Source organism: Novosphingobium gossypii (assembly GCF_050433305.1).
Lineage (GTDB): Bacteria > Pseudomonadota > Alphaproteobacteria > Sphingomonadales > Sphingomonadaceae > Novosphingobium > Novosphingobium gossypii.
Genome location: NZ_JBNPXM010000001.1, coordinates 144,864 through 156,548 on the forward strand (window position 1 = coordinate 144,864; position 11,685 = coordinate 156,548).

At 65.9% G+C, this 11,685-nt stretch carries 10 protein-coding genes; 1 reads left to right on the forward strand and 9 read right to left on the reverse strand.

The window, feature by feature from the left end:
- Positions 1-15: 15 nt before the first annotated feature.
- The 4 genes from GGR40_RS00770 to rpsF all read right to left on the reverse strand — a co-directional run bounded on the left by GGR40_RS00770 (position 16) and on the right by rpsF (position 2,799).
- Entirely contained in the window at positions 16-1,446 is a 1,431-nt protein-coding gene (locus GGR40_RS00770; protein ID WP_429274293.1) for an AMP nucleosidase, read from the reverse strand.
- Positions 1,447-1,594: 148 nt separating this feature from the next.
- The gene (gene rplI, locus GGR40_RS00775) at positions 1,595-2,191 is read right to left on the reverse strand and encodes a 50S ribosomal protein L9 (protein ID WP_429274294.1); all 597 of its coding nucleotides are present in this window, start codon (positions 2,189-2,191) and stop codon (positions 1,595-1,597) included.
- Between the two features lie 15 nt (positions 2,192-2,206).
- A complete protein-coding gene (gene rpsR, locus GGR40_RS00780) occupies positions 2,207-2,431 on the reverse strand; it encodes a 30S ribosomal protein S18 (protein ID WP_007686754.1) in 225 nt (74 codons plus the stop codon).
- A gap of 5 nt (positions 2,432-2,436) precedes the next feature.
- On the reverse strand, positions 2,437-2,799 hold the full coding sequence (rpsF, locus tag GGR40_RS00785; RefSeq protein ID WP_429274295.1) for a 30S ribosomal protein S6: 363 nt from the start codon (positions 2,797-2,799) through the stop codon (positions 2,437-2,439).
- 266 nt (positions 2,800-3,065) lie between these two features.
- Here rpsF and GGR40_RS00790 point away from each other — a divergent pair, with 266 nt between their 5' ends.
- Entirely contained in the window at positions 3,066-5,738 is a 2,673-nt protein-coding gene (locus GGR40_RS00790; protein ID WP_429274296.1) for a M1 family metallopeptidase, read from the forward strand.
- A gap of 122 nt (positions 5,739-5,860) precedes the next feature.
- Here GGR40_RS00790 and GGR40_RS00795 read toward each other — a convergent pair whose 3' ends face one another.
- From GGR40_RS00795 to GGR40_RS00815, 5 genes are read right to left on the reverse strand one after another with little or no spacing between them, the layout of a single operon-like run.
- Positions 5,861-6,727, reverse strand: coding sequence for a glucosamine kinase nucleotide-binding domain-containing protein (locus GGR40_RS00795; RefSeq protein ID WP_429274297.1), 867 nt, complete (start codon positions 6,725-6,727; stop codon positions 5,861-5,863).
- Entirely contained in the window at positions 6,724-8,400 is a 1,677-nt protein-coding gene (gene dld / locus GGR40_RS00800; RefSeq protein WP_429274298.1) for a D-lactate dehydrogenase, read from the reverse strand. Before dld ends, GGR40_RS00795 begins: the two co-directional genes overlap by 4 nt.
- Complete coding sequence (locus GGR40_RS00805) at positions 8,397-9,461, reverse strand: beta-N-acetylglucosaminidase domain-containing protein (protein WP_429274299.1); 1,065 nt, start codon at positions 9,459-9,461, stop codon at positions 8,397-8,399. Before GGR40_RS00805 ends, dld begins: the two co-directional genes overlap by 4 nt.
- Positions 9,458-10,603, reverse strand: coding sequence for an N-acetylglucosamine-6-phosphate deacetylase (nagA, locus tag GGR40_RS00810; RefSeq protein WP_429274300.1), 1,146 nt, complete (start codon positions 10,601-10,603; stop codon positions 9,458-9,460). The genes GGR40_RS00805 and nagA overlap by 4 nt, the downstream gene beginning before the upstream one ends.
- Complete coding sequence (locus tag GGR40_RS00815; protein ID WP_429274301.1) at positions 10,600-11,655, reverse strand: SIS domain-containing protein; 1,056 nt, start codon at positions 11,653-11,655, stop codon at positions 10,600-10,602. The genes nagA and GGR40_RS00815 overlap by 4 nt, the downstream gene beginning before the upstream one ends.
- Positions 11,656-11,685 lie beyond the last annotated feature (30 nt).

Here is an 11,685-nt window from a genome sequence, read left to right on the forward strand (position 1 = left end):
GGCCTGCTTTTCGAGTTAACGGAACGGGGGTTCGTTGAACGCGCGAAGCTTGCGGGAATGCAGGCGGTCGCCCTGTTCGCGCAGCAGGTCGCAGGTAATGAGGCCGATCTTCAGGTGGCTGGCAATCGCCTCCTCGTAGAAGCGGTTGGCCTGTCCCGGCAGCTTCAGTTCGCCGTGAAGCGGCTTGTCGGACACGCACAACAGGGTGCCGTAAGGCACGCGGAAGCGATAGCCCTGCGCACTGATCGTGGCGCTTTCCATGTCGATGCCGATCGCGCGGCTGAGCGAGAAGCGCTTGGCGGATTCGGTATAGCGCAGTTCCCAGTTGCGATCGTCGGTGGTGACGATGGTGCCGGTGCGCATCCGCTTTTTCAGGTTCGCGCCGCCTTCGCCGCTGACCATCTCGGCGGCCTGGGCCAGCGCCATCTGCACTTCCGCGATGGCGGGCAGCGGGATTTCCGGCGGCAGCACCGGGTCCAGCACATGGTCGTCGCGCAGGTACGCATGGGCCAGCACGTAGTCGCCGATGCGCTGCGTTTCGCGCAGGCCGCCGCAATGGCCGATCATCAGCCATGCCTCGGGGCGCAGCACCGCCAGATGGTCGGTGATCGTCTTGGCATTGGACGGGCCGACGCCGATGTTGACAAGGGTGATGCCCGAACCGTCCTTGCGGATCAGGTGGTAGGCGGGCATCTGGTGCCGGCGCCACGCCGTGTCGGACAGCCGTGCGCGGGCGTTATCGACCGGTGCATCGAGGTACAGGCCGCCGGCACCCGACAGCGCCACGTAGCCGTCGGAGCCGACTTGCGTGCCTGCCCAGTCCACGAATTCATCGACGTAGCGGTGATAGTTGGTGAAAAGCACGAAGCGCTGGCAGTGCTCCGGGCTGGTGCCGGTGTAGTGCGCCAGGCGTGCCAGGCTGAAGTCGGTGCGCAGTCCGTCGAACAGGGCCAGCGGGTGCGGCTCGTCCTCTCCGGACAGGAACGTGCCGTCGGCGATCTCATCGCCGATCATCGCCAGTTCGGTGCTGGGGAAGTGCGCAGCCAGTTCCTGCGGCGTCACCGTGCCGACCGACACGCCTTCGAGCACGTAGGGGAACGGGATTTCCTGCGTGGAAGGGGCGACCTCGAACTCAACTTCGTACTCGGCCTCGATCAGGGCGAGCTGTTCTTCGAGATAGGACGCGAACAGGTGCGGGCGGGTGACGGTGGTGGCATAAGTGCCGGCCAGTTCCAGCCGCCCGAACGCGCGCGAGGCGCGGGCGTTGCGCTCGGTGCCGCGATAGGTGATCCGCAGCTCAGGATAAGTCCAGAGGCGATCGGCGCGGCGGTTGGATGGGGGAAGGGTGCCGTTCTCTACGAAGGCGGCAATATCGGCCTTGAGAGTGGAAACGGCGGCTTCGTAAACGCGGACCAGTTCCGCGAGCGTTTCTTTCATCGTTTGCATGGCCATCTATTACGCATTCCGTGCTGCGGCGCAATAGGGGCGGATGACGGCAGGGTGATGACGGATTGGACGACAGCACAAAAGGAAAAGCCCCCGTTCCGTGAAGGAACGAGGGCTTTCGTATTCCTCGGATGTCCGAAGGAAGGGCTTAGGCCTGAGCCTCGCCCTCTTCCTCGGTTTCCTCGACCGCGATTTCGCCGGGTTCGGCGTTCGGGTCGTAAGCTTCGGTGAAGCCCGAGACGTCCTGTTCGAACATCGCGGCCATCACGTCCACGCCCTGCGACTGCAGCTCGGCTTCGTCGGGCGAACGTGCGACGTTCACCTTGACGTTGACCGAAACTTCAGGGTGCAGCGAAACCTTGACGTCGAAGATGCCAAGCGTCTTGATCGGGCGTTCAAGCACGATCATCTGCTTCGACACGTTCGCGCCTTCGGCGTTCAGGCCGTCGACGATGTCACGGACCGAAACCGAACCGTACAGCTGGCCCGAGTTCGACGAGGCGCGGATCAGGACGATCTGCTTGCCTTCGACGTTGCCCGAGTTGGCTTCGGCAGCCGAACGACGCTCAGCGTTGTCCGCTTCGATCTTGGCGCGGTTGGCTTCGAAGACCTTCTTGTTCGCGTCGTTGGCGCGAAGGGCCTTCTTGTTCGGAAGCAGGTAGTTACGGGCGTAACCGTCCTTAACCGAGACGACGTCGCCGATGGCACCGAGCTTCTCGATGCGCTCCAGGAGGATGATCTGCATGGGTAGGTCCCTCCCTTACTTGACGATGAAGGGAAGCAGGCCGATGTGGCGGGCACGCTTGATAGCCTGGCCCAGCTCACGCTGCTTCTTGGCGGAAACCGCGGTGATGCGGCTCGGAACGATCTTGCCACGCTCGGACATGAAGCCCTGGAGCAGACGAACGTCCTTGTAATCGATCTTCGGCGCGTTCTTGCCCGAGAACGGGCAGGACTTGCGACGGCGGAAGAATGCACGTGCCATCTGGATCAGGCTCCTTCACGTTCGCGACGGCGAGTACGCTCGCGGTCGGTCTTGCGCATCATGACCGAGGGGCCTTCCTCGTGCTCGTCAACGCGGATGGTGACGTAGCGGATGACGTCTTCGTTGATCTGCGTCTGGCGCTCGAGCTCGGCGACGACGTCGCCCGAAGCTTCGATGTTCAGCATCACGAAGTGAGCCTTGCGGTTGCGCTTGATCTTGTACGCGAGATTCTTGAGGCCCCAGGTCTCGGTCTTGACGACCTTGCCCTGGTTCGACTCGACGATCTCGGTGGCGGCGGCAGCAAGCGCATCGACCTGCGCCTGGCTGAGGTCCTGGCGTGCCAGGAACACGTGCTCATATAGAGCCACGGCAGCTTCCTTTATCTAGTCTAACCGATCGCTGGCGACCCGCGGGATTGCGGGGCCCCTCCGGCTTTCTTTCTTTTCCTTCGCGTCACTCGGACTGCGGGGAAGGGGCGCCCTTAGCGGATTGGCGGCGGAATGCAAGCGCTGCGTGGCGCACGGCAGGCGCGTATCCCGGTCAGCGTTTAAAATTGCACATTGCGGTTAAATTGTTGCGCCACTGCGACAGGGCGTTAGCAATGCGTCATCCCCCTTTCTGGTGTGAGTCGTCCATGAAGAAACCGTATCGTCGCGCCGCGCTGGCGCTTCTCGCCGGCGTCGCCCTTCCGTTTTCCGCCTTTGCACAGAATGGGGGGGCGCAGGATGCGGGCACTGCCTCCACGACCAAGGGCGCGACTGCCGAGACGGTGACGACGCAGCTGCCGCGCTCCGTTCGGCCCAGCCATTACGACATCACGTTCACGCCCGATGCCAAGGCGATGACGTTCGCAGGCAAGGCTGCGATCACCGTCGATGTCGTGGAAGCGACCAGCACGATCACGCTGCAGGCAGCGGACCTGGCGATCGCCAGGGCGGCGCTGGCGACGAAGGCGGGCAGGAAGGCCGGTGCGCCGACCGTCTCGCTGGACGAGAAGGCGCAGACCGCGACCTTCACCTTCGCCAAGCCGATCGCGCCCGGCAGCTACGTGCTGTCGATCGACTACACCGGCAAGATCAACACGCAGGCCTTCGGTCTGTTCGCCCTCGACTACAAGGCGGCGGACGGCACCCAGAAGCGCGCGTTGTTCACCCAGTTCGAGAACTCCGACGCGCGCCGCTTCATGCCTTCGTGGGACGAGCCGTTCTACAAGGCGACGTTCGACCTCAAGGCCGTGGTCCCGACCGAGGAAGTGGCCGTGGGCAACCTGCCGGTCGCAAGCCGCAAGGATCAGGGCAACGGCAGGACGCTGGTGACCTTCGGCACCAGCCCGAAGATGTCTACCTACCTGCTGTTCTTCGGCCTTGGCGATTTCGAGCGCAAGACGAAGATAGCGGGCGACACCGAAGTGGGCGTGCTGACCAAGAAGGGCGATCTTGCGCAGGCCGATTATGCGCTGAACGCCTCGGCGGATCTGCTGCCGTGGATGAACAGCTATTTCGGCGAGAAGTATCCGCTGCCCAAGCTGGACCACATCGCGGCGCCCGGTCGCAGCCAGTTCTTCTCTGCGATGGAGAACTGGGGCGGGATCTTCTACTTCGAAAACGCGATGCTGCTCGATCCGAAGATCGCCTCGAACGCGCTGCGTGAGCGGATCTTCACGGTCGTGGCGCATGAAATGGCGCACCAGTGGTTCGGCGATCTCGTCACCATGTCGTGGTGGGACGACCTGTGGCTGAACGAAGGTTTTGCATCGTGGATGGAAGGCCGGGCAACCGAGAAGTTCCACCCCGAATGGCACCCCGAACTCACCGCGCTGGGTTCGCGCGAACTGGCGATGGGTCAGGACGCCTACGTCACCACGCACCCGATCATCCACCACATCGCGACGGTGGAGGAAGCCAGCCAGGCCTTCGATTCGATCACCTATTCCAAGGGTGAGGCGGTGATCCGCATGCTTGAGGCCTATGCCGGTTCGGAAGGCTGGCAGAAGGGCGTGCAGGCCTACATGGGGCGCTACAAGCATTCCAACACCGTCACTGACGACCTGTGGCGCGAGATCGACAAGTCCTCCGGCAAGCCGATCAGCCAGATCGCGCACGACTTCACGCTGCAGCCGGGCATTCCGCTGGTGAAGGTGACGGCGGCCTGCGCGGCGGGTTCGACCACGCTGGCGCTGGAGCAGGGCGAGTTCACCCGTGATCGTGCCGACAAGCAGCCGCTTTCGTGGCGCGTGCCGGTTCGCGCCGCTGCTGTGGGCGGTGCAGAGGCGGAGACGCTGCTGCAGGGCAAGGGCGCGCTCAAGGTTGCGGGCTGCGGTCCGGTGGTCGTCAACGCCGGTCAGTCGGGCTACTACCGCGTGCTGTATGATGCGAAGACCTTCGCCGGTCTGGCCAAGGGGATCGCGTCGGTCCAGCCGGTGGACCAGCTTGGCATCCTGAACGATGCGGTGGCACTGGGTTATGCCGGCAACCAGCCGATGGCCGACATGCTTGACCTTGTGAAGAACCTCCCCGCCAATGCCTCGCCGCAGGTTCTGGAGCGTGCAACCAAGGTGATCGGCGGGCTTGCCGAGTTCACGGATGGCAACGCCAAGCGCAAGACCGCGCTGTCGCGCTTTGCCTCGGCGCGGCTGCTGCCGGTGCTGAACACTCTGGGCTGGGCGCCCAAGGCGGACGAGCCGGCCACCGCCGGCGACCTGCGCGCCACGCTGATCGAGACGCTGGGCGATCTGGGTGAAGCCAGTGTCGTGGCGCAGGCGCGCCGCCTGTTCGCCGATCCGGCTTCGATCGATCCTTCGGTCAAGGTCGCGGTGCTCACTGTCGTCGCCAAGAATGCCGACGCGGCGACCTGGGACAAGCTGCACCAGATGGCGAAGGAAGAAACCTCGGCGCAGGTGAAGACCACGCTCTATTCGCTGCTGGGCCGCGCCAACGATCCGGCGCTGGCGGGCAAGGCGCTGGCGCTGTCGCTTACGGACGAGCCGGGCGTCACCACCAGCCCGGTGATCGTCAGCGCGGTCGGCACCGAGCACCCGGAGCAGGCGTTCGACTTCGTGCTTGCCAACTATGATGCGGTGATGAGCCGCGTCGATGTCTCGGGCGCCACCCGCTACGTCGGCCGTCTGGCGGCAGGCAGCGCCGATCCGGCGATGGTGGGCAAGCTGGACGCGTACGCCAAGGCCCGCCTTGCAGCCGGTTCGCGCCGCCCGGTGGACGAAACCATCGCCAAGATCCAGGACCGCGTGAAGGTCGGCCAGACGCGCTTGCCCGAAGTGGACGCCTGGCTTGCAAAGCAGGGCTACTGAACGAAGAAACAGACGGGTCCGGGGCAAATGCCTCGGACCCTTGCAAGTGTCGCCCCGCAGAACAGGTGTGCTGCGGGGCGTTTTTTCAGGACTACGTGGACGCGCCTCTACGGCGCTGCAAATCAGACCGCGGGAGCATACCCGGCAAGCCGCAGCGCCCCGTCGAGCGAATCCCCCAGCGCTTCGCTGAGCCGCTCCACCGTCCGCGCGCGAAGCCATGGCATCATGCGCGGAGCCAGCCCCCCCACCAGCGTGCAGCGCGTCGCGCCGCGTTCGAAGATCGTCTCTATGAAGCGTTCGATATGGCCCGCCGCGTTCTCGACGATCGATCGCGCGATGGCGTCGTCCGCTTCGGCATAGTCCATCACCAGCGGGGCAAACGTGCCGTAGTCGCGCGGGGTGGCATGGTCCATCCAGGCGATGGCCTGCGCGGTGTCATGCCCGAAACGCTCGGTAACGGCGGCGCTGAGCGGGGTCTTGCGGGTGCGACCGTCCAGCGCGCGCAACGCGTGCCGCATGGCAGAAAGGCCCAGCGCGGCGCCGCTGCCTTCGTCCGAGATCGGGAAGCCATAGCCGCCGATTGTGAATTCGTGGCCCTCCACGCGCAGTTGTGCCGCGCTGCCGGTGCCGATGATGAGGATCGCACCGTCCTGCCCGCCGTGCGCGCCCAGGTTCGCGATCTGCGCGTCGGTGGCATAGTTGGCGGAGGCGAAGCCGAAATCCAGTTCCGCCAACGCGTCGCGAACGCCGGGGCGGGTTATGCCCGCGATGCCCATGCCGGCGCGGATGGTAGCGCGCTGCCCGGTCGAAAGGCCCGCCTGCGCCACGGCCTGATCGGCGGTGTCCTTCAGCGTTTCGTAAAGCGCGTCGATCCCGATCCGGGCGTTGGCGGTGCCTGAGCGTCCTTCGCCGATGACCGCGCCGCCTGCGTCGATCAGCCGTGCGCGGCAATTGCTGCCGCCTGCGTCGATGCCGAGGTAGTAAGTCATGCGTGATCTCCGCAATCGGCCCAGTCACGCGCTTTTGACGTATGACCGATGCCGGGATTCAACTGGTTGCGCGGGTCGATGCTGCGGTAGAACTCCGCCAACTGCGGCTTCGCGACATAGAGGTGGCCGACGTTGTGTTCCGCCGGATACTGCGCGCCGCGTGCGTCCAGCAGGCGCCACAGGGCATGTTCGAATGCGAGCGGATCGGTGCCTTTGCGCACGATGTAGTCCTGATGGAACACCTGGCAGAAGAAGTGCCCGTAATAGAGCGTGTGGATGCAGCGGTCCGACAGATCATCGGGCAGGTGTTCCACCCACTCGCGCATATTGCGGGGCAGGGCAACGTCCAGCGCGACGATGTCCTCCACCTGCGCCCGGTGCACCGCGCGATAGCGAACCGCCGCGCCCGCCGCGACGAAGCGGTGGAGGAACGCCTTGGCCGCTTCCTGCGCGGTGCATTCGAAATGCGCGGCCGGAAACAGCCGTGCCAGCAGCGCGCGCGTGTCTGCGGCCTGATCGCCCGAGACCTTGAGGATCAGGTGATGATCGAAGCGCCTGCGCCATTCGCGCATCCGGGCGGGCAGGTGATCGGGAAGGAAGCGTCCGGCCCACTGCATCAGCCGGTCGCTGCGCCCGTTGCCGAACGTGGCGTCGAACCTGGCCTTCGCGGCGAACAGCGCCGGAAGACGGTCCGTGCCGAGCTTTTCGATAGCGACGAACGTGTCGCGGCCATAACGGTCGGCCACGTCGAACGCGTCGGCGTGCATGTATTCGCCTGCGATCGGTGGTGCAGCAAAATCGCGCAGCATGGTGCGGCGAAGTTCGGTCAGCGGTTCCGGCGTGGTCGCGCCGAGGTAGAACGTGGCGGTGTCTTCCTCGCGCGCGAAAGTGTCCAGCCTCACGGCAAAGACGATCAGCTTGCCCGCGCTTCCCGCAGCTTCGAACAGGCAGCGCGGGTCGGCGTTGAAGCGGGCGGGGACGTCGCTGTCGATGTCGCGGACGTGGCTGGCATAGTCGTGATCGTGGGCGCGGCGGTCAGTGGCAGGATCGATATCCGCCTCGGTGAAATGCCCTCCATCCAGCCGCGCCAGCACGGTTTCGGGATCATCGCCCAGCGCGATGCCCAGATGGTTCACCAGCCGCAGCGAACCGTCATGCTGCACCTGCGCGTAAAGCGCCATCTCGGTATAGGCGGGGCCGCGCCGCACCAGCGATCCGCCCGAATTGTTGCACACGCCGCCCACCACCGACGCGCCAAGGCACGACGATCCGATCACAGAATGCGGTTCCCTGCCGAATGGGCGCAAGGCCTGTTCCAGCCGGTTCAGCGTTGTGCCCGGCAGGCACAGCACCTGTTCTCCGCCCCGGATGACCTTGAGCGCCGAAAGCCGCGTGGTGCTGACGATCACCAGCCCGCCGGGATAATCGGCGCCATCCGGCGTGGAGCCGCCGGTCAGCCCGGTGTTCGACGCCTGCATGATGATCGAGACGTCGGCTGCCACGCACGCGCTTGTCACGCGCCACAGTTCGAGCAGGCTGCCGGGGCGCACCACGGCCAGCGCAGGCCCGTCTCCCGTGCGATAGCCCTTGCGGTAACGGGCGGTCGCACGCGGGGACGTCAGCACATGGCGCTTGCCGACAGCGTTACGCAACGTGGCAAGAAGCGCGGTCACTGGGTCTGTACCTCTTCGTCGGTCATCAGGTCGTCGCCGTCCAGCCAGCGCACGATCTCTCGCGCGGCGGGATGGTCGATCCCTTCATAGCGGCTGCGCAGCCGCTGCGTTCGCACGCCAAGGCGCTCATGCCCCACGTCCTGCAATGCTGCAATGTCCTGCTGCAGCATTGTGGCAAATTCCGGCCCGAGCAGTTCCCGCGCAGCCGAGGCGAAGGCGGCGCCATAGGCATAGTCATCGCCCAGCGTGTAGACCTGCGGCAGGGTCAGCGCAGGGATGCATCCCAGATGCGCCTGGATCGCCGGATTGACCGCATGGCCGCTGATATGCTGCGCCGCCTTGGCGCTGCGTCCGGTAAAGGCGCGCAAATGCAGGAAGCGGGACATGCGCGCCCCGTCGTTGACCGGCCAGTTGTCCCACAGGCACACCGGGCGGCCAAGTTCGCCCGCCACGCGCTGGAGGTGGGCAGGCTCGATCGCCTTGGAGCAGACTTCCTCGCCGGTCCAGTAGACCTGCACCTGCGAATCCAGCCGCCGGCCCAGTTCGCCCAGATAATCTTCCGGCCGCTGCTCGAACACGAGGTCCAGCACGGGGTCGTCCGAGTAGTACGTGGGGCAGGTATAGACCCGCGTGGCGCGCGACCTGTCGGCGCAGAAGTTCACTACGTCCGCCTGTCGCAGGGCCAGTTCGGGCATGTCGCCGCGCAAGTCGTCGAACAGCACGCAGAGGTCGTCGATGCCGATGGCGTCGAGATCGGCGACACGCCGCGCCAGATCCGCGCGGGCATCGTCGTCGAACGGGTGCGTCGATCCCACCGGCGTCAGGGCGATGCCGAAACGCATCCCGTTTTCGCGGACTTGCGCCGAAAGTCTTGCCAGCGCTTCGGTCTGCTGCGGGGTATGCGCGGTGCGCCATTCGCGCCGTAGCGCACGGTCGGCCTTTGGGCCGTAATGGTAGAAGCCATAGCCGGCACCTGCCAGCGTGCGCACCACGTAGCCGCGCTCCGCCTCGTCCCACAGGCGTCCGAACCGCCCTTCCACCAGACCGAGCTGCGGCATCATTCGCGGCTGTCCTCCCTTGCGCCCGCGATCCATGTGGCGCGCACATGGCGGGCATCGTCAAGGTGGACGAGGTCGGCGGCAAGGCCGGGGGCGATCGTGCCCGTGCTGTCCTGCAGCTTCAGGAACCGTGCCGGGTTGCCGCTGGCCATCCGCGACGCGGCGACGATGTCGAGGCCAAGCATGTCCATCGTGTTGCGCAGGGCCTGTGCCATCGTCAGTGCGGAACCCGCCAGCGTGCCGTCAGGGCCGCGACAGCCGCCTTCGCCCACAGTGATTTCCTGCCCCATCAGCGTGAAGCGGGTGCAGCGCCCTCCCACCGGCGGCATCGCATCGGTCACCAGCATCGCGCCCTCGATCCCGCGCGCCAGCAGGGCCACGCGCAGGGCGGCGGGGTGGACGTGCAGGCCGTCGACGATCAGGCCGAAATGCGTGCTGCGATCTTCCAGCGCGGCGCCGACCATGCCCGGATCGCGGCTGAGGAACTGGGTCATCGCGTTGAACAGGTGGGTGAAGCCGCTGAGCCCTTCGTCCAGTGCCGCGCGTGTCTGGTCGTAGTCGGCCAGCGAATGGCCCGCGCAGACGAGAATACCGGCATTCGCCAGCGCGCGAACCGCACCTGCTGGTGCCAGTTCGGGGGCAAGCGTGACGATACGGCGCCCTTTGGATGGCACCGTCAGCCTTGCCAGCACGGCATCGTCGACTGTGCTAAACCGCCCGGCGTCGTGGATGCCCTTCTTCACGGGGTTGAGGTGCGGCCCTTCGATGTGAACGCCGAGCACGCCGGGGACACCGGCCTCCAGAGCCGCTTCGCCCGCCGCGATCGCGGCCTCCACGACAGGGGCATAGTCGCTTATCAGCGTGGGCAGCAGCCCGGTGGTGCCATAACGCCGGTGCGCCTGTGCGATGGCACGAATGCCCTCCACGCAGGGCATGTCGTTGAACAGCACATCCCCGCCGCCGTTCACCTGGGTGTCGATGAAGCCCGGCAGCAGCCAGCCGCCGCCAAGATCCTGCACTGCGGCACCTTCCGGCGCGGCTTCGGCCACGCCGACGATGCGCGCCCCGTCGAGTACTAGCACCCGGTCCTCGGCAATGCGGTCCGCCAGTACGATGCGGGCGCCGGCAAGAGCGGTCAGGGTCATAGCGTGCGGGTCACCTTGTTGAGATGTGGCGGACTGTCCGGATTGCGCCCGCGCGCCAGTGAAAGGGCTTCGGCCAGCGCGTAGAAGCTCTGGATCTGGGCGATGGCGCCCAGCGCCGGATGTGTGTCGGGGGCAAACGGCAGGATCGTCGCGCCGGCAGGGATGTCTTCCGGAAGCCCTGCGGCGATCACTTTCGCCCCGCGCGCGGCGAAATCGTCAAGCCGTTCGCGCAGGCCGGTACGCGCAACATCCAGCGGGGCCAGCACCAGCACCGGGTCGCCTTCGCCCACCAGCGTCATGGGGCCATGCGCGACTTCGGCGCTGCTGAAAGCCTCGGCGTGAAGGCTGGACGTTTCCTTCAGCTTCAGCGCAGCCTCGCCCGCGATCGGCAGGGTGGGACCGCGACCCAGCACCAGCATGTCGTCAGCGTCGAGCAGCAGCGGAACGGCGGGCGTCCAGTCGGTGTGCGCGGCCTGTTCCAGAACGTCTCCGGCAGTGTCCAGCGCTTTCAGAAGCTCTGCGTCCTGGCTCCACTCTGCAACGAGGTGCGTGAGGGCGACAAGCGTGCAGACGAAGCTCTTGGTCGCCGCCACGCTGGTTTCAGGGCCAGCGTGGACCGGTATCACGATCTGCGCCAGTTCCGCCAGCGGAGACGCGGCGTCGTTGACGATGGCGATCACAACTGCACCTTGACGCCGGGCGTCCTGCGCGGCGGCGATCAGGTCGGGGCTGCGTCCGGATTGCGAAATCGCGATCAGCGGTACGCCTGCAAAGTGCGGTGAAGTCGCCTGATACAACGATCCGATGGATGGTGCGTGGCTCAGCGTGGGGATACCCGCATGAGTTTCGAGCAGGAACTTGGCGAAAGCGGCCGCCTGATCCGAACTGCCCCGCGCCAGGGTAGCGGCGAAGGGGGGCGAAAGGTCGCGCAGCCGCTGGCCCGCTTCGCGCACGACATCGGCGTTGAGGCGCAGTTGTTCGGCCACGCGCGCAGGTGCTTCGCGGGCTTCCTGCGCCATCTTCGTGGCGCCCTGAAGGATCGTCTGGGTCATGCTGCTTCTGATACCAGTCTACCGGTTTTG